Genomic DNA, 18,124 nt, shown 5'->3' on the forward strand with positions numbered 1-18,124 from the left:
GCACGGCCCGGCATTGCAACGTGGGAATACAGGGGTCAAGCCTGCCATGTCATTGGGTGCGGCGGTAGGGGGCGCGCGGGTACGGTAAGAGCTCCGTCGACGGGGGCCGCCGCCCGCCACCGTGCCACCACTCGGAGGAACCTCGTGGATGCCCTGCTCTCCCTGACTCAGCGGCTCGGCCGTGTCGTGTCGCCCCACGGTGGAACCGACGCGAAACAGCTCTACTTCGCCGGATCCGTGGTGGCTCTGACGCTACTGATCGCGATCTCCCGCCTCGAACTGGTACTCACAGCGCCGTACCTGCTCGCGCTCGGGGTCCTGGCGGTCGCCACGGTGCTCGCACTCGTGATCCGTTGGGAAGAGCTGCGGATCGGGTGGGCGGTGGTGGTGCCGACGTTGGACATCGTCGCGGTCGCATTGGTGCGTGACCTCATGCGGGACACTGCCGTGGCGGTCTCCCTGCTGGCATTCATCCCGAGCCTGTGGATGGCCGCCCGTCTGCGCCTGCCCGGGGTGTGGATCTCGACCCTCTCCGTCACAGCGCTGATCACCGGCCCTGTCATGCTCCGCGCATCGCATATCGACTCTCTGACCCTGGCGTACGCCCTGCTCCTGCCCTTCACTGTGCTGCAGATCGGGTTACTGGTCGTCGGCGGTCTGAAGGTGATGGACGGCCAGAACCGCCGCCTGGCCGAGGCGATCGCGGAGAAGGATTCGCTGCTGGACGCCGCGGCCACCTCCGAGCAGCTGTTGACGAGCATCATCGACAGCGTGGACGTGGGGATCGTGGTGGTGGACCGTGAGGGGAACGATGCGCTGATGAACCGGGCCCAGCGCCGGGTGCACGCCCTCGCCTCCCCGGGTCACATCGTCGATCCTGAGGAGTCCCAGCTGCTGCTGCGCTATCCGGGGACCTCCACCACGATCCCGGCGGGCCAGCGCCCGGTGCGGCGCGCCGTGCTCGGTGAGACCTTCAGCAACTACGTCATGGACCTCGGCCCGCCCGGGCGCCATTCCACGATCTCGACGTCGGCGCGGCAGATCCTCGACCACCGCGGCGAACACGCCGGTGCCGTCATCGTGTTCTCGGACGTCACCACGTACATCGAGTCCGTCCGTTCGCAGGAACGGTTCGTCGCGGCTGTCTCGCACGAGCTGCGCACGCCTCTGACCTCCGTGATCGGCTACCTTGAACTGGCTCGGGACGACGAGGAGATCTCACCCACGACAGCCTCCTACCTCGAGGTCGCCCATCGCAATGCCGAGCAGCTGCTGCACATCGTGGAAGACCTTCTGGCAGACCAGGTGACCCGCTCCGGGACCCAAAGGTTGCAACTGCGCCCGCATCGACTCTCCGAGATCGCGCAGCAATCCGTGGCGTCCTTCACGCTGCGCGCCGACAAGGTGGGAGTCGCACTGGAGACCGAGATCGTCGAGACCCCCGAGGTGCCGCTGGACCGCTCACGGCTGCAGCAGGCGGTGGACAACCTGCTCTCCAACGCTGTGAAATACACCCCGCGCGGCGGACGGGTGCTGGTGGCGACCGAGGTCGGCGCGACTCACCTCGAGCTGCGCGTCGTGGATTCCGGGATCGGGATGAGCGCGCAGGAGCAGACGAATCTGTTCACCGAGTACTACCGCACCTCCACCGCCCGCGACAGCGCGATCGAGGGACACGGTATCGGTCTGGCGCTGACACGCCGGATCGTGGTGGCGCACGGCGGGCAGATCAGCGTTCGTTCGACCCAGGGCTCGGGCTCGACGTTCACGATTCGCTTCTCGCTCGACGGAGCGGACGGCGCAGACGGCGCAGACGGAGCGGACGGAGCAGAGAGCTGAGATCCTGGTCTCCCGAAGCCGATCGCCGCCTGCGTCAGGGGGCTGCTCGCTAGGATCTCTCTGGATCGGCACCAGGGGAAGCGAGCTCGTCGATGAGAACTGCTGTGACGGTGTGCCTCGCCGTCCTCTACGCCCTGCTGGCAGTCGTCGTCTTCGGGCTGTCCGGTGTCTTCGGCGGCCTCGGAGAGGCGCTGTGGCGCGACATCGCCGTGCTGCTGCTGACGATCGTTGCCGCGTGCGCGCTGACCTACGTCTCCCTGCTCCTGATGTCCTTCCTCCATGCGCTGCGCCATCCGCGGGATTCCACCGGGGATCCTGACGCGCTGCAGTGGCATGTCCTGGTCCCCTGCCGAGACGAGGAGAGCGTGATCGCTGAGACGGTCTCGGCAGCACGCACCTCCTTCCCCGGCATGCACGTATGGGTGATCGACGACGCGAGCGAGGACTCGACCGCCTCGGTGGTGCAGGATCTGATGGTCTTCGACGATCGGGTGCACCTGATCGCGCGTGTCGCTCCGGATGCCCGGACCGGCAAGGGCGATGCGCTCAACGCCGCCTACCGGATCGTCTCCGACCACGTGGGCGGCGACGCGGAGGAGCGGCACGGCACGGTGGTCGGGGTGCTGGACGCCGACGGATTCCTCTCCGACAACGCGCTCACGATTCTCGCCGGCCCCGAGTCCTTCGGCGACCGGCGGATCGGTGCCGTGCAGCTCGAGGTGTGGATGAAGAACCGCGGCGACCGCCGCCCTCGCCCCGGCGAAGGAAAGCTGCGCAACGCCATCGGGCGGCTCCTGGTGCGCATGCAGGATCTCGAGTTCCGCACCACGAATTCGGCCATGCAGGTTCTGCGCGTGCGCACAGGCACCGTCGGCATGGGGGGCAACGGCCAGTTCACCCGCCTCTCCGTCTTGGACACGCTCGCTGAGGAGCACGACAGGCCGTGGGGGAAGAAGCTCTGCGAGGACTACGAACTGGGACTGAACATCCTCGGGCAGGGCATGCGCAACCACTACACGCGCGAGGCTCACGTGTCCCAGGAGGCACTGCCCTTCACCCGTCGGTTGATCACCCAGCGCACCCGGTGGGCCCAAGGCAACATGGAGTGCGCCTCCGCCCTGCCAGGGTTGCGACGCAGCGGCCATCTCCGCACCGCCGGCCTGGTGGAGATCCACTACTTCATGCTGCAGCCGCTGGTGGTGATGCTGAACCTGGTGCTGGTCCCACTGCTGCTGATCCTCGGTGCGCTCGAGGAACGCAGTGGGTTCTGGTCCGCCTCGACCTGGCTCACACTCGTGCTGGCAGGACTGTTCTTCCTGGTGCTGCCCTATGCGGCGTGGGGGCTCGTCTATCGGAGGGCCACCGGTGGCGAGGTCTCCCTGTTCGGCGCGGTGGGGCTGGGGCTCGCGAACCTGGTGTACGTCTACCTCACCTACGTGTACTACCTGCGCGCCACGTGGCGCGCGGTCACCGGCCGCACCGCGTGGGCGAAGACCCGCCGCAACGCCGACGGGCGTCACCTGATCCCGGTGCCGCTGCCTGCGGCGCTGGAGGCGCTTCCGCTGATGCGTCTGGAGCAGCTCGAGGAGCTGACCGCCGACCTTGAAGGCCGCTCGGACCTGGGTATCGACTTCGTGGCCGCGTGGGCGGTCATGTGGCCCACCCGCTCTTCGCGCCTGGAACGGGCGATCGCCGCCGAGGAGAGGACCGCCGTCCGCGATGCGATCGGCAGTGTGCGGGTCTCTTCGGCGATGGTGGGCGCGGCACGGCTCGAGCAGGCCGCTGCGGACCTCGAGCTGGCGCTGGCGCGCGGAGATCTCGAAGCATGCCGTGCTCAGCTGCCAGTGGTCACCGCGATCGGTCAGGACACGGTGGGCCTGCTGCGCCAGGAGGTCTCGGTGCGTCGCTCGCTGCTGCAGACCCCGCACCAGGTCGACACGGCGCTCACCGAGCTCCGGATGGTCACCGTCCCTCGCGCCTGACCGTACGCGTCACGATCTCCATCAGCCGCTCGCGCAGCTGACGGGGCCGGAAGGGCTTGGTGAGGTACTCGTCCGCACCGGCCTCAATCCCGAGCTGGACGTCCGCCTCCTGCGACCTGGCGCTGAGCATGACGATGTGCCCCTCGACGCGGTCGCGCGCTCGACGCACCACCTCGTACCCCTCGATGTCGGGCAGCCCGACGTCCACCAGCAGCAGATCGGGCACCTGCGCGTCGAGGAGCTCGAGCCCGCTCGTCCCGGTGTCCGTCGCGGCGACGGAGTATCCGGCCTGCGTGAGCACCACCTCGAGCAACCGACGGATGTCATCGTCGTCCTCGATCACCAGTGCGGTCGCCATTCGTCTCTCCCCTTGTCGATCCCGTACCACCAGCGACAGGGTATAGATCGACGATGAGAGCCTGCCGGGACGAATCTGCCAGGAGGTTCCGACGATCCTGACACGGGGTTCCGGTGCCGCTCAGGCTCTCACGGGAACCTCATCGTGTTCCATCGTTCCTTCGGTGTTCTCGGCGTTCTGCGCTCGATCGGTGCCATCCGTCCCATGCCGCGCCGCACGGAATCTTCTGGTGACGCCGCGCGCCACACGGTTCTCGGTCAGTGCCGTGCGAAGCCAGGCGACGATCGCGATCCAGGTCGCGCCGGAGACGAGTACGGCATCGGCAGAGGCCATGATCCCGGAGAAGAACGGCAGCCCCATGATCACGGCGATGCTGACGTGCATGCCGAGCAGGAGGATCAGGCCGATGCGCCGCGTGATGCGGTGGAACAGCAGGAACGGGAACGCGATCTGGGCGAGCACGGTCACGTAGGTCGCGATCACGACGGGCAGCGCGAAGTAGGTGAGAAGGTCCGCGAGCTGCGGGAACGGACCGTAGGCGACGGACTGGAGCGGGTAGTAGACCGCTGTGCCGTTCTGCCACAGACTGCCTTGGACCTTGTACAGCCCGGCTTCGAGGTACACGATGCAGATCTGGGCGATCACCAGGCACAGGCCGATGTTGTGCAGCACGGAGCCGGTCTGGGTCTCGGGCTTCTCGGCGCGGGCGCGGCGCCGGGCATCCAGCGACCAGCGTCGCGAGACGTCCATCAGGATCAGGTAGATCAGCATGATCCGGATGAAGTAGTTGCCGCCGTCGGAGATCGGCGTGTTCTGCCCGTTCAGCGTGGTGTACGCGATGAACAGCAGCGGCGTGACGAAGCGGGTGCGCCAGCCGAGGGTGAATGCGACCACCAGGGCGATCGTGATGACGTACCAGAGCCAGAACAGGCCGGGCCCTGCCTGCTGGAGGGCGTTGAACGGGGCGTTGTAGCCGAGGATCTCGCGGTAGGGCTGCCAGTACTGCGAGTCGGGGCCCCAGATGCGTGAGGCGACGGGCAGGTTCAGCAGCAGCCAGCCCAGCAGGAAGCTGCCGGAGGCGATGCGCATGACGGCGATGCCGTAGTCGGAGTGGCGGTCGGCGATGAACCAGGTGACCACGCGATCCAGAGTCCGGCCGGGCAGGGTCCGCTGCGCCTTCACCCAGGAGCGGATGGGGGCATCGGTGTTCATGACCAGGCCGCCTTCACGTCGTCGTCGAACTCGGCGGCGGGGCGCCAGCCGATGGTGGTCCACTGCTGCGAGCGCTCCGGCGGCGGGTCGTGCCGCTGCTCGAAGGAGGGGACGGCTTCGCGCAGCATCCTCACCTCGACCAGGGTGACCGCGTCACCGTGCTCCTCCTGCAGCAACAGGGTGGCCAGGCCGACGGCGGTGTCCTCGAGCCGCTGGTAGGTGCGCAGATCATTCAGCTGCGAGGGACTGAAGGTGTCGCTCGCCTCGGGGGCGTAGAGGTCCACTCCGAAGACGGGCTCGCCGTCGATGTGGTTGCCGGCGGCCATCGCCTGCTGCTCGTCGCTCAGGCGATTGGCGACGGGCCAGAGGCGGCCGTGGACCACCTTGGATTGGCGGGTCTCTCGGTTGGCGAAGATGTTGTACTCCGCAGCTTCGAGCTCCTCGGCGGTCACGTTGCGCCACGGCGTGAACTCGGCGCCGGCCGAGTCGCCTCCCGCGCAGGTGTCGATGTCGCTGATGCAGGCCCTGACGAGCATGTACTCGTCCTGCGAGTAGGGGCCTGGGGCGAAGAGGTTCCAGCCCTGGTCCAGCGGACCCAGGAAGTAGCGGTTCAGTCCCGGCTGCAGGGCGCTCTTCACGGGGGTGTCGGGGCCGGTGTAGACGAGGGTCGCACCGATGTGCCCGGCGGCGAGGAGGCCGACGGTCGCGAGGACCACGGCGGGCAGTCGGCGGATGCGGGACGGGGCCATGGGAGGAATCCGTTCTGAGGGGTGGTGCAGAGGAGGAGCGGGAGCGAGCAGGGCCGATGGCCGCCGGGCCGACACCGTGGTGCCGGCCCGACGGCCATCAGAGGAAGGCCCTGATCACTCAGGACATGGAGCGACGGGAGATCATCACTCCGGCGGCGCCGCCGATGAGCAGCAGGGCTGCGAGCCCCACCATCGCCGCGGTGCCTGCAGCGCCGGTCTGGGCGAGGTAGCCGCCCGAGCCGGAGCTGCTGCCCCCGGTGGAGCCGGAGGAGCCGTTGCTGACCCATCCGCCGCCGCCGGCGCTGCCACCGGTGTTGGCACCGGTGTTGGCACCGGTGTTGGCACCGGTGTTGTCACCGGCACTGTCGCCGGTGTTGGCAGCAGTGTTGTCACCGGCGTTGTCCGCACCGTTGCCGTCGTCGCCGCCGGTCACGGTGAGGTCCGCAGAGGCGGTCTCTCCGGTCTCGGCGGTGGCCACGACGGTGTACTCGCCGGCCGGGGTGCCCTCGAGGATGGTGGCCTCCACCGAGAAGTCACCGTTCTCATCGGTGACCACGGTGACCGGGTCGCCCACGGGATTGCCGTCCGAATCCACGAGCTCGACCTCCACCTCGGTGTTCGGCGGGAAACCCTCGCCGGTCACGGTGGTGGTATCGCCCGGTGCGACGGTTCCGGGGTCGACGGTGACGGCCGGGTCGGTCGTCGCGTCTCCCCCGTTGTCGTCGGCGTTGGTGACGGTGAGGTCCGCCGTGGCGGTCTCCCCGCCCTCGGCAGCTGCCTCGACCGTGTAGTCACCGGCATCGGTGCCCTCGGGAACGGTGAGGTCGGTGGTGAATGCGCCGTCCTCGTCGGTCGTGACGGTCACCGGGTCACCGACGGGGTTGCCGTCGGAGTCCACCAGCTGCACGTCCACCTCGGTGCTCGGCGGGAAGCCCTCACCGGTCACCGTGGTGGTCTCGCCGTCCTCGACGGTGGAGGGATCCGCCGCGAGGACGGGCTCCTCTGCCGCGTTGTCGGAGGTGTTGTCCGCGGTGTTCTCGGCCGTGTTGACCTCGGCGTTGGCCTCGGTGTTCTCCGCCGTGTTCACCTCAGTGTTCTCAGCAGTGTTCACCTCAGCGTTGGCCTCAGTGTTCTCCGCCGTGTTCACCTCAGTGTTCTCAGCAGTGTTCACCTCAGCGTTGGCCTCGGTGTTCTCCGCCGTGTTCACCTCGGTATTCGCCTCAGTGTTGACCTCCGTGTTCGCCTCGGTGTTGTCTGCTGTGTTGTCTGCAGACCCCCCGGCGGGCACCACGGTGAAGGGCTCGGAGTCCCCGAGTGCAGGGTCGACGTCGTCGATCACGGTGACCATGTAGTCGCCGAGGTCGAGCTCGGACGAGTTCACGCGGAAGGCGAGCTCACCGTTCTCATCCACCTCGGTGGTTCCGATGTTCTCGCCCGGCACCGCGACGGCCGCAAGGGTCGTCACGAGTTCCTCGATCGACGAAGCAGAAACGAGCACGTCACCATCGACCGGCTTCAGGTAGACCGTCGCCGTTGCGTCGGGGGTGTACCCGTTGCCGAGTACCAGAACGTCATCGACGCCCTGAACTGCGGACGTCGGAGTCAGAGTGATCTCCGCGACGGCGGTGTTGTCTGCCGTGTTGTCGCCGGTGTTGTCAGCCGTGTTCTCCCCGGTGTTGACGGCGGTGTTCTCAGCCGCGTTGACCTCGGTGTTGTCAGCCGCGTTATCAGCCGTGTTCACCTCAGTGTTCTCAGCCGCGTTATCAGCCGTGTTCACCTCAGTGTTCTCAGCCGAGTTGACCTCAGTGTTGTCAGCGGTGTTCTCCGCCTCGTTCACCTCAGTGTTGTCCGAGGTGTTGACCTCGGTGTTCTCAGCCTCGTTGACCTCAGTGTTGTCGGCCGTGTTCACCTCAGTGTTGACGTCAGTGTTCTCAGCCGAGTTGTCGGCCGTGTTCACGTCAGTGTTCTCAGCCTCATTGTCAGCCGTGTTCACATCAGTGTTGACGTCAGTGTTCTCAGCCGAGTTGTCAGCCGTGTTCACCTCAGTGTTGACGTCAGTGTTCTCAGACTCATTGTCAGCCGTGTTCACCTCGGTGTTGACGTCAGTGTTCTCAGCCGTGTTCACCTCGGTGTTGACCTCAGTGTTCTCAGCCTCGTTGTCGGCCGTGTTCACCTCAGTGTTGACGTCAGTGTTCTCAGCCGTGTTCACCTCAGTGTTGACCTCAGTGTTCTCAGCCTCGTTGTCAGCCGTGTTCACCTCAGTGTTGACCTCGGTGTTCTCAGCCGTGTTCACCTCAGTGTTGACCTCGGTGTTCTCAGCCGTGTTCACCTCGGTGTTCTCCGGGAGGACCAGAAGGTCATCCTGCGCAGTCTCTCCACTCGTCGCGGTACCGACCACGGTGTAGTCGCCATCCACGGTGCCCTCGGGCACGGTGAGATCGGTGGTGAACGCACCGGTGTCGTCGGAGGTGACGACGACGGGGTCGCCGACGGGAGCGCCGTCGACGTCGGTCAGCTGGACCTCGATGTCCGTGTTCGGCGGGTAGTTCTCACCGGTCACGGTGGTGGTGCCGCCAGCCTGAACGCTGCCGGGATCAGCAGCGAGGGTCGGCTCTTCGACCTGGTCCGCAGCGCGGACCGTGGAGGATGCGAGGTCGACGTTCACGGCCGCCAGGTTCGGCAGCAGCTCGAGGCTCAGGGCGTTGACGGTGAAGGACTCGTCACCGAGGTAGCCCGGGGACGGCTGCTCGTTGATCGTCACGGAGACGACCTGCGTGAGCACATCGGACAGGATCGGGGACAGCGTGTCGAGCACGGGCTGGACGACCGCGTCGAGCGCTTCCGTCAGCCCCGTGGTCGCGGTGTCCACCACGCCGCCGACGACGCCCTGGAGGGGCGTGATCAGCAGGTTCTGAATGGGCGTCGTGAGCCCGCTGATCAGGGTACCGATCGGGATGATCCCGAGCAGGTTGCCCTCGACATCGATCGTCGGCTCGCCCTCGGCGGTGCCGGCGAGCTGACCGATCGTGGTCTCCACGACGATGTCGACGTTCGCGGCGGGAAGTCCCAAGGTGGAGACGGTGGCCGGCAGCTCGATGGTGAGGCCGACGGTGTTCAGGACGTCCTCCACGAGCACGTCACCAGCCCGGGTGGAGAGGGTGCCGAGAGCCTCGGTGACGGCCCCGGTGATGAGGCCGATGGTCGCCGAGTCCAGCAGCTCGGTGTTGGCGGGCAGGCCGTTGAGGCCGTCGGCGCCGCCGAGCTTCTGGAGGTCGACGGTGATCGTTCCGTCGGTGAGGTCGATCGAGACGAGCTCGTTCTCGTCCACGAGCGGCTCAGTGAGCAGCGAGTTGCTGGCTTCGTCAAGCGCGGCATCGAGACCGGTGATGCCGATGGTGCCGCCGCCGGCCTCGACCCCAACGAGGCCGAGGTTCACGTCGAGGTCAACGAGGTTGGCGACCGAACCGAGTGCGCCGTCGGTGCCCACGGCGTCGTTCAGCCCGGTGCCCACGTCGGTCAGCGCCGTATCGAGCTCCCCGGAGAGAGTGCCCACCAGCGGCGAGCTGATCGTGAGCTGCCCGTCGGCAAGCACGTACTCCGAGGAGACGTCTCCGGCTTCCTCGGTCGCAGTGGAGCCGAGGGCTCCGAGCTCGAGCGAGAGCTCGTCGACGATCTCGTCCGTCAGGCCGTCCACACCCGCCTGCGAAAGGAGGGTGGTCAGATCGACACGGGCACTGCCGTACGTGCCGTTCTGGATCCCGTCGAGGTCAAGGGCACCACCATCGCCCACCGCGCCGGCACTCGCCGTCGAGGCCAGCGCGTCCGGCGAGGACGCGTAGCTCGACACCGCGCCGAGCTCACCGAGGTGCAGCAGACCGACGTTGTTCTCGTCGCCGATCAGCGGAAGGGTGGTGGTGCCGAGGTCGAGGCCCACCGAGCTGTCGATGAGGCCGAGGTTCAGCGGATCGCTGTTCGGGCCCGCATCACTCGGGAAGCCGGACTGGCTGATGCCGACATCAGCCAGGTCCAGACCCAGCACGTCGGTGTTGATCACGCGCCCGAGGGCTTCGGACTGGTCGGACTCCGCGGCACTCACCGCGGGGAGGCCGAGAAGGGTGAGGCTCGCCGTCGCGACCGACGCTACGACACCCTTGAGTAAGGGTGATCCGCGCCGTCTCGTCGAGGGCGGTGGTGTCTGCAGACGTTCCACATTCGCTCCATCTATAGGGGTGAGAGGATCCGCACGGGCGTGCTGAGGGGAAGGGCCTGCGCGGGGGGGGGGCGTGCGCCACAGCAGTGGCTCAACCAGCGTTTCAGGCAGCCGATAATTAGGACAGGGAATCTCTCGAAAGATCGGGTTCGTATCCATAAAGTTATGAACCGTCGACGCGATTTTAGGCAATCTTCCCGATTGCCCGATTGACCCCTCAGTAACTTACGAATCCTGGCGTCACCTGGGGTCACACGTAGATTTCGCGCATCGCCTCGGAGTGCTTCCGCGAGAACATACCGGCGCGTCGGCGTCAATAAGTTTTCCAGTTTTCCGACAGAGGCTCCCCAACCGGTGTCACGACGCACGACGGACGTGAGCGTCGGCACCTGCCGGTGTTCTGGGATCAGCCGCTTCGGTGTTCCTTCTTCGGCGTCGCCCGTGTGCGCTGCCGAGGCGCCGCGCTCAGCTGAGGTTCCGGCAGTTCCCGCCGAGCCCGGCGATGAGTCCGGCGTTGCTCGCCACGGAGGCGGGGCGGGACTGCCAGCCGCCCACCCCTTGAGGGGCGAGGACCAAGGCGATCTCGAGCTCGGTGCCGAGGCCGAGCAGTCCGCCCAGCAGGTTCGTGGGGACGTCGGTGCGGTAGGTGCCGTCGCCTTGGACCTGTGTGTTGCCGCTTACGCTGAATCCGGTCAGCGGGGCGAGCACTGATCCGAGTCCGCTGGTCGAGGCGCGGACCTGGATGTCGTTGAGGGTGTAGCCCGCCGGAAGGGCCCAGTAGATGCGCACCTGGGAACCGACGCCCAGCACTCCGGGGTAGTACGTACAGGCGCGGGTGAGGGTCGGGGCGGGCACCACCATGGCGCTGAACGAGCCGCTGCCCTGCTCCTGATCGCTCCACAGGGCGAGGCTGGTCGGCGCAGTGACCCCGAGGACCACGGCCGCGGCGAGCATCGCACGCAGGCGCACCCACCATCGTGGAGCACTAGTTCTCCTCGAGACCTGACGGGTCATGGTCCTCATCGCTCCCCTCGACCCCGGGTGCCCCGCAGAGCGAGGCCAAGCACGACGGCCAGGAGCCCGGCACTCAGCAGGGTCACCACCCCGGAGGCACCGGTGCGGGCCAGGTCGCCGGCACCTCGGTCGCCACCGTTCGGCGCGCCGCCCTGCTGATCGCCGCTTGGCCCCTCACCACCCCGGGATCCGTCGGCGGATCCCGGGCCGTCACCGCCCGGCGCATCGGGGTTCGCCATAATCTCCTCGCCGGCGCCGACGGCCTGCACGAGCACGTCCCCCTCGGCGCCGGCGGGGACCGTGCCCCCGGCGTTGTCGAGGACCACCTCGATGCGGAGCCACCGCTGCTCGTCGGCGTCCATAGTGGTGAGCAGATGGGTGGGCTCGACCTCCGCGATGCGGTCCAGGCTGGTCGCGCCGAGCAGCTCGACGGCACCGCTCGGGCAGCGGTCCGCGGCCCATGGTTCGGGGCAGCTGCGCACGGAGACGCGCAAGGCGTCATCGATCCGGGCCAGCTCGCCGCGGCCGGTGATCCCCAGGCGGATCTCCCCGGGCTCGGGCGCCTCGGCCCAGACCCCGACCTCCCAGGTCACCGCCTCACCAGGGGTGAGGTTCCGCATCTGCGCGGGGTCTCCGGTGGTCCGCATCCGCAGGTGCTCACCGGTGATCAGTGCGGTCTCGGGATGCTCCACGCCGGGAGCAGCCAGCACCAGGATCGCGAGCAGCGGGATTCCGGCCGCGTGCGCGACGGAGGCGCCTTCGGACTCGTCGGACTCCTGCTCGCGCGGCCAGAACGCCCAGATCACCAGGGTCGTGGCGCCGAGGGTGAGCCCGCCGAGCACGTACGGGTCCCCGAACCACTGGACCACGCGCGCGGCGCCGGGCACGGAGACCATCACCCGTCTCACCTCGGTGGCGGTGTAGGGATCGGGGTCGTCGACGTCGTTCGCATCGCCGCGCATCGTGAAGGTGACCTCGCCCGTGGCCTCGTCCACCTCGTCGATGTCCACGACCCGGTGGGTCACCGGCAGCACGCCCTCGCCGCGGTCGACGGTGACCACGTCCCCCTCCTCCATCTCGGTCGCGGGGATCTCGCGCACGAAGGCGATGGAGCCGGCGGTGATCGTCGGGCTCATGGACCCGGTGCGGAACATCATGATCGAGATGCTGAAGAACCAGCTGAGTATCACCAGTGCGATGCACAGCGCCCCCGCGACGGCGAGCATTGTGAGCAGGTGATCGCCCACGACGGCCAGGGTACGACGACGGGGAGCAGGGCTCGGGGACGAGTCCGTGGCGGCGTTCGAGGCAGTGCTCGTGGTGGTGTCCATGGGGCTCATCCCGGAGTGACGGACGTGGCGTCCCAGGTCCAGGTGTAGCCGGCCCGGGTGCCCTGGGCAGAGTTCGGGGCATTGCTGCGCAGGCGCACCTCGAAGCAGTACTGAAGTGTGCTGCCCTGGGCCGCGTCCAGCCGGCGCGCGACCGGGGAGACCACACCGGCGGTCATCGCCTGCCAGCTGCTGGAGCTGCCGAAGGCGTAGGGGGCGGAGGTGGTGAACGCGCCAGCACCGCAGGTCGGAGGGGTGGCGCCGGTGACCGGCTGGATCACGGCGCGGTACTCGAGGTGATCCGCGATGGCACCGCTGCCGCTGGTGCGGCCGGTGCCGGTGACGGTCATGTCGCCGGGAACGGTGGTGTTCGGGGTGGTACGCAGTCGCACCGGCGCGTAGGTGACCGCGCCGGGGAACATCGCCCCGGAGGTGAAGGTCATCTGCCGGGTGGCGTTCCAGGTGCCGTCGATATTGGCCTCGAGCTGGAACTCGCCGGCACGGAACTCGCCGGTGCCGGTCTCGGTATCGTTCCAGGCCGCCACGGTGGCCGAGGCTCCGATGCCGAAGGCGATCCCTCCGGCGAGCAGAGCCCGGGCCTGCCGCCACCGCCGACGTCGCCGCACGGGATCGCGCGGTGGGGTCGTCGGCGGTGCGCTCGTGCGCGGTCGGCGGATCACTCGACGGAGGTGGCTGTGAACTCCCAGGTCGCGGAGCCGGTGTCACCCTGCTGGAGGGTGTCGCCGGCAGTGACCTCGAAGCAGAGGACGACCGGAGCCCCGGCGGTGTCCGCTGCCCCGGCCTCGAGGGTGAACGGGGCCGCACCGGTGATCGCGTCGACACCGGTGCCGGCCGGGACGATCGGGGTGCCGGTCGCGCCCTCGGTGCATTCGCCCGTCGCGCCCACCTGGGTGATCCCGTAGGTGAGGTCCGGGGCGATGGTGCCCTCCCCGGCCGCGGCGGTCAGCTCGACGGTGGCGCCGTAGGTGGTGGCCGCATCGGTGCGCACCACGAACGGCGCTGCGACCGAGTCGCCGGGGCTGAGGTTCTCCGCGGCGATCTCGAAGGGGAGGACAGCCGCGCCGGCCTCGGAGGCGTGGTCGGTGAAGTCGGTGCCGTTGATGCTGCCCTCGATGTTGAAGGTGCCGGCGCCGAAGTTGCCGATCGCCCATTCCTCATCGGTCCACGCGGCGAGCGTGACGGCGGCACCGACGCCGAGCACGAGCCCGCCGGCGAGAAGGGCACGGATCTTCCGGCCGCGCTGCGGAGTGGTGGTGGACGTGGACATAAAGGACCCCCCGGTCGATGTCACGAGCTGCCATAGCTCGAAAATCATTGTCCCCACCGAGAGTATCTACAAAGAACAGATTTCGGACCGCCGTCGGAATATGTCGTCCAGATTGTCCGTGTCGGGAGGATTTTGACGAAATGACAGATTCGCACCTTTGGAATCGTGCGATGTTTGCCGTCCGAACCAGATGCCGGCGAGGTTCACCTCGTTCGCTGTTCTCTCGCCTCCCCGTTCTGACGTCCCACTTTCCCGCCGCGTGCAGGAATCGCGCCGACGCCAAGGCATTCTCCACCCGGGGCGCTGCTGCGCGCTCACGCGGGTCCGATATCGTGCTGACACCGTCCACGAACCACCCATGGACCGTGCTCGGAAGGAGCTGCCTCATGGCCGGAAAGATGCTGGAGCCGAGGGCGTCGAAGTCCAGCGCCGCGCTGAACGCCGCGAAGTGGGCGCTCCCCCTGCTGGCGGCCGGTGCACGATGGCTGTCCTCCCACCCAGAGGTCTGGGAAGGCGTCAAGGAGCAGGCGGCGAAGCTGCAGAAGGCCTCCAATGACAAGCCCGACGGCGTGCTCACCACGGTCGCGGTGCTGCGCGAGCAGGTCGACTACCTCGCTCAGTCAGCGGACGATGCCGACGAGGAACGCCAGGCGAGGGCCTGGGCGAAGCGACTGGACAGCTGCGAGATGGCGGCTCAGCTGCTCACGGCGCCGGGCGCCACGCGGAAGGATCGCAGGACGCTGAAGAAGCGCGTCGAGGAGCTTCGCTCCGAGATCTTCGCCGCGTACATCGACGAGATGGGCGAGGATGCAGAGCGCTCGGAGGGCGTGAGCACCGACGAGTGAGCCGGGAGGCGGCACCCCGTCGATATACGACCGGCACCCCTCTGCCTCAGCCGCCCACCCCGACCAGCGACGAGTTCGACCGGTGCACGACCACTGGCGCCGGTCCCTCGTTGTGCACGCTCGCGCTCATCCGCACCGTCTGCCCGCACGGGTCCTCGGGCAGCTCCTCGACGAGTTCGAGCGAGAGCACCCGGTGGTGGCGGTAGAGGTCGATGTGGTCGGGATCCGTCGAGTCCGCCCCCAGGGCGTCGCACACCTCGCCCGCGGTGCGGGCGGCGTCTTGGTGGCCGGCAATGGAACGGCCCGGATCGCCCTCGGGAGCAAGGGGGCTCAGATCAGCTGGTCGGTGCTGTCGCTGCGCAGAGAGTTGAGAACCCGCTGCACGATCTCCTCGTAGACGTCCTGCGTGTAGTGGAAGGGCGCGAGGCCCCAGCGATGCTCGGGATCGGCGAGAACGCCCAGCGGTTGGAGCTCGAGGATGCGGAACCCGAGATCGGCCAGGTGCTCGTAGTAGCGGTGGTAGGTGGCGTTAGCCTCCCGCGCGTTGGTGCCCATGCTCCAGGGGGTGGATTTCCCGTCGGTGGTGACCAGCGCCCACGGCACACGCAGCACGATCGTCTTCTCGAAGAGCTCCAGCTCCGTGAGCAGCTCACGCAGCCTCTCCGCCCGTGAGGCCCACAGGTCGAAGTGCTCGTCCTCACCGAAGGGGATGTGGCGGGCACCTTCGACCACCGAGAGCACCTCGGGCTGGCGCACGATGTCGATGCTGCGGGTGACGATGCTGCCGTCCTCGAACAGGTGCACACCGTGGCGCTCGTCGGCGAGGTCCCACAGCAGCACGTCGGTCTCCTCGCCGACCTCGCGGAGGCGCTCCTCGAGATTTCCTGCGAAGTCCCCGACCATCATCCGCCGCTGGAACTCGGAACCGACCTCTACGTCAGCGGGGAAGCGCGGGGAGGCGTCGTGGTCTGCGGAGAGCAGGGACTGGCGTGCGATGTAAGCGACGACCTCGAGCTCCTCGGGGCCAGCGAGGTCCATGGTGTCGCGCGCGACACAGCTGCCGTAGACGGTCACGCGCACCGGGTGCGCGGGGTCGACGGGCTGAGCGGTCACTGGTGTCCTCCGGAAGGTGCGGGTCTCGCCCGATAGCGGCCAATGAGCGGGCGCCGTCGAAGCGGAACGTTCCGCACACAATACTCAGCGTCTCCCCTGAGCACGGCGGCCCGACCCGATTGTGGTGGGAAACGCAACGGCGCTGATCCGCCCGCTCGTGCGGGGACGCTCCCTCATAGGATGGCCGGGACCTGACCCGCTCTCGGAGGTGCCGATGCCCGTGCAGTCCCCGTCCTCCCCGCTGCAGACCCTTCGCACCGGTCTGTGGCATCTGCGCACCGGCGGCTTCTCGCAGCTGCGCACCTGGCAGCGTCGACGACGCACCGCGTCCTTCGGCATCGGGGACGGGATCGGCTCGTTCGACGGCGAGGGCCGGCTCTCCTTCCCACCCACGAAGACTCCTGAGCGAGCACCGCACATCCCGGGGCTGCGGGTGGCGGTGATCCTGGACGACTTCTCGATGCTCGCCTGGTCCTATGAGTTCGAGACGGTGGCGGTCACGCCCTCGGCCTGGCGTGAGCAGCTCGCGGAGACCCCGGTGGATCTGCTGTTGGTGGAGTCGGCATGGCATGGGAACAAGGACGCCTGGCAGTACCAGCTGACGGGTTCGAAGGCGCCCAGCGAACCGTTGCGGGAGCTGGTTGCGCACTGCCGGGAGCACGGCATCCCCTCAGTGTTCTGGAACAAGGAGGATCCGCCCCACTTCGAGGACTTCCTCGACACGGCGAAGCTTTTCGATCAGGTGTTCACCACCGATATCACGCTGCTCCCGCGCTACCGCGAGGAGCTGGGGCACAACCGTGTGGAGGTGCTGCCCTTCGCGGCGCAGTCCGCGGTGCACAACCCGATCCGCCCGAAGCACGGGCATCAGGAGCGGGACGTGGCGTTCGCGGGCATGTACTTCGCGCACAAGTTCCCCGAGCGGCGCGAGCAGATGGACATGCTGCTTGGCGGTGCGCTGGATGCCTCGGGCCGGATGGAGAAGGGCCTGGAGATCTTCTCGCGGTTCCTGGGGGATGACGAGCGCTACCAGTTCCCCGGCGAGCTGGCTGATCGGGTGGTGGGTTCGCTCTCCTACGACCGGATGCTCACCGCGTACAAGGCGTACAAGGTGTTCCTCAACGTCAACTCCGTGGTGACGAGCCCGTCGATGTGCGCGCGCAGGATCTTCGAGATCACGGCGTCCGGCACCCCGGTGGTCTCGGCGCCGTCGCCGGCGATCGGCGAGTTCTTCACCGCTGAGGAAGTTCCGCAGGTGACGTCCCGCGAGGATGCGGCACACGTGGTGCGGGCGCTGGTGCGCTCTTCGGAGCTGCGGGATCGGACCGTGCATCTGGCCCAGCGCCGGATCTGGCATGAGCACACCTACGCCCACCGCGCCCGGCAGGTTCTCGAATCGGTCGACCTCGAAGCCAAAGCCGGCTCCGCCGGCCCGGTGGGTGGGAGCGCCCTGCCCGCGGTGAGCGTGCTCGCGGCGACAAACCGCCCCCAGCAGCTGGAGCACGTCGTGGATCAGGTGGCGCGCCAGGCCGGCACTGAGCGACAGCTGCTGCTGATCACCCACGGCTTCGAAGCGCCGGCCGCGACTGCCGAGCGGGCACGGGAGCTCGGCATCGAGAACGTGGTCGTCCTCGAGGCGCCCACCAGTTGGAGCCTCGGTGCCTGCTTGAACGCCGCCGTGGAGCGAGCTGACGGCACGGTGTGCGCCAAGATGGATGACGACGATCTCTACGGCGAGTTCTACCTGCACGATCTGCTGCGGGCCCGGCAGTTCTCTGGGGCGGACGTGGTCGGCAAGCACGCCCATTACATGTACCTGGCAGGTACAGACGCGACGCTGCTGCGCTTCCCGTGGATGGAGCATCGTTACACCGATCGGGTGATGGGACCGACGATCACGGGCGGGCGCGAGGTGTTCCGCGCCCACCCCTTCGAGGACGTGAACCGCGGGGAGGACTCCGCCTTCCTGGAGGCCGCGGTCGGGGCCGGTAGAAGGATCTACTCCGCTGACCGTTTCAACTTCACCCAGATGCGCCACGGCGAGACGGGCGGGCACGCGTGGTCGGCGAGCGATCGGGAGCTGCTGGCGAGCGCGGATGTGGCCTGGTTCGGGCGCAACGACGCCCACATCGAAGTGTGACCGCTCGGAACCCCACCCCGGACGCCGAACTGCCTGGGCCGAGAGC

General features: G+C 67.9%; 14 protein-coding genes. 4 read left to right on the top strand and 10 right to left on the bottom strand.

The annotated features are described in order from the left end of the window. The first annotated feature begins 240 nt into the window (after nt 1-240). Both VF289_RS07605 and VF289_RS07610 read left to right on the top strand, forming a co-directional pair. Entirely contained in the window at nt 241-1,839 is a 1,599-nt protein-coding gene (locus tag VF289_RS07605; protein WP_330882701.1) for a sensor histidine kinase, read from the top strand. Nucleotides 1,840-1,931: 92 nt separating this feature from the next. Beyond that, entirely contained in the window at nt 1,932-3,821 is a 1,890-nt protein-coding gene (locus tag VF289_RS07610) for a glycosyltransferase (protein WP_330882703.1), read from the top strand. Here the strand turns inward: VF289_RS07610 and VF289_RS07615 are convergent. From VF289_RS07615 to VF289_RS07650, 8 genes are all read right to left on the bottom strand, one after another. Further along, entirely contained in the window at nt 3,802-4,179 is a 378-nt protein-coding gene (locus VF289_RS07615; protein ID WP_330882705.1) for a response regulator, read from the bottom strand. The genes VF289_RS07610 and VF289_RS07615 overlap by 20 nt on opposite strands. A 120-nt stretch (nt 4,180-4,299) precedes the next feature. Beyond that, entirely contained in the window at nt 4,300-5,391 is a 1,092-nt protein-coding gene (locus tag VF289_RS07620; RefSeq protein WP_330882707.1) for an HTTM domain-containing protein, read from the bottom strand. Beyond that, nucleotides 5,388-6,140, bottom strand: coding sequence for a DUF5819 family protein (locus VF289_RS07625; RefSeq protein WP_330882709.1), 753 nt, complete (start codon nt 6,138-6,140; stop codon nt 5,388-5,390). The genes VF289_RS07620 and VF289_RS07625 overlap by 4 nt, the downstream gene beginning before the upstream one ends. A gap of 118 nt (nt 6,141-6,258) precedes the next feature. Continuing rightward, nucleotides 6,259-10,509 carry a choice-of-anchor G family protein gene (locus VF289_RS07630; protein ID WP_330882711.1) on the bottom strand — a complete coding sequence of 1,417 codons (4,251 nt, stop codon included), beginning with the start codon at nt 10,507-10,509 and terminating at the stop codon, nt 6,259-6,261. A 306-nt stretch (nt 10,510-10,815) separates the two neighbouring features. Beyond that, nucleotides 10,816-11,364 (bottom strand): SipW-dependent-type signal peptide-containing protein, encoded by a 549-nt coding sequence (locus VF289_RS07635; protein WP_330882713.1) that lies wholly within the window; start codon nt 11,362-11,364, stop codon nt 10,816-10,818. A gap of 5 nt (nt 11,365-11,369) precedes the next feature. Continuing rightward, on the bottom strand, nt 11,370-12,695 hold the full coding sequence (locus VF289_RS07640; protein ID WP_330882715.1) for a signal peptidase I: 1,326 nt from the start codon (nt 12,693-12,695) through the stop codon (nt 11,370-11,372). Between the two features lie 5 nt (nt 12,696-12,700). After that, complete coding sequence (locus VF289_RS07645; RefSeq protein WP_330882717.1) at nt 12,701-13,372, bottom strand: SipW-dependent-type signal peptide-containing protein; 672 nt, start codon at nt 13,370-13,372, stop codon at nt 12,701-12,703. Next, a complete protein-coding gene (locus VF289_RS07650; protein WP_330882719.1) occupies nt 13,369-13,980 on the bottom strand; it encodes a SipW-dependent-type signal peptide-containing protein in 612 nt (203 codons plus the stop codon). The genes VF289_RS07645 and VF289_RS07650 overlap by 4 nt, the downstream gene beginning before the upstream one ends. Nucleotides 13,981-14,366: 386 nt before the next feature. Between VF289_RS07650 and VF289_RS07655 the strand changes: the two genes are divergently transcribed. Beyond that, entirely contained in the window at nt 14,367-14,825 is a 459-nt protein-coding gene (locus VF289_RS07655) for a hypothetical protein (protein ID WP_330882721.1), read from the top strand. Between the two features lie 46 nt (nt 14,826-14,871). On the opposite strand, the gene VF289_RS07660 is transcribed toward VF289_RS07655, so the two are convergent. Next, entirely contained in the window at nt 14,872-15,081 is a 210-nt protein-coding gene (locus VF289_RS07660; protein WP_330882723.1) for a hypothetical protein, read from the bottom strand. Between the two features lie 74 nt (nt 15,082-15,155). Then, nucleotides 15,156-15,938 carry a DUF6270 domain-containing protein gene (locus tag VF289_RS07665; RefSeq protein ID WP_330882725.1) on the bottom strand — a complete coding sequence of 261 codons (783 nt, stop codon included), beginning with the start codon at nt 15,936-15,938 and terminating at the stop codon, nt 15,156-15,158. 214 nt (nt 15,939-16,152) lie between these two features. Here VF289_RS07665 and VF289_RS07670 point away from each other — a divergent pair, with 214 nt between their 5' ends. Next, nucleotides 16,153-18,078, top strand: a complete 1,926-nt coding sequence (locus tag VF289_RS07670; RefSeq protein ID WP_330882727.1) for a glycosyltransferase family protein — start codon at nt 16,153-16,155, stop codon at nt 18,076-18,078. The last annotated feature ends 46 nt before the right edge of the window (nt 18,079-18,124 follow it).

The sequence above is a fragment of the Brachybacterium sp. genome (assembly GCF_036379615.1).
Taxonomy (GTDB): domain Bacteria; phylum Actinomycetota; class Actinomycetes; order Actinomycetales; family Dermabacteraceae; genus Brachybacterium.

Bases quoted from the DNA above. Each gene is read 5' to 3' on its own strand.
- VF289_RS07610 (WP_330882703.1), top strand. From the start codon at position 1,932: ATGAGAACTGCTGTGACGGTGTGCCTCGCCGTCCTCTACGCCCTGCTG.
- VF289_RS07615 (WP_330882705.1), bottom strand. From the start codon at position 4,179: ATGGCGACCGCACTGGTGATCGAGGACGACGATGACATCCGTCGGTTG.
- VF289_RS07620 (WP_330882707.1), bottom strand. From the start codon at position 5,391: ATGAACACCGATGCCCCCATCCGCTCCTGGGTGAAGGCGCAGCGGACC.
- VF289_RS07625 (WP_330882709.1), bottom strand. From the start codon at position 6,140: ATGGCCCCGTCCCGCATCCGCCGACTGCCCGCCGTGGTCCTCGCGACC.
- VF289_RS07630 (WP_330882711.1), bottom strand. From the start codon at position 10,509: ATGGATACGAACCCGATCTTTCGAGAGATTCCCTGTCCTAATTATCGG.
- VF289_RS07635 (WP_330882713.1), bottom strand. From the start codon at position 11,364: ATGACCCGTCAGGTCTCGAGGAGAACTAGTGCTCCACGATGGTGGGTG.
- VF289_RS07640 (WP_330882715.1), bottom strand. From the start codon at position 12,695: ATGGACACCACCACGAGCACTGCCTCGAACGCCGCCACGGACTCGTCC.
- VF289_RS07650 (WP_330882719.1), bottom strand. From the start codon at position 13,980: ATGTCCACGTCCACCACCACTCCGCAGCGCGGCCGGAAGATCCGTGCC.
- VF289_RS07655 (WP_330882721.1), top strand. From the start codon at position 14,367: ATGGCCGGAAAGATGCTGGAGCCGAGGGCGTCGAAGTCCAGCGCCGCG.
- VF289_RS07670 (WP_330882727.1), top strand. From the start codon at position 16,153: ATGCCCGTGCAGTCCCCGTCCTCCCCGCTGCAGACCCTTCGCACCGGT.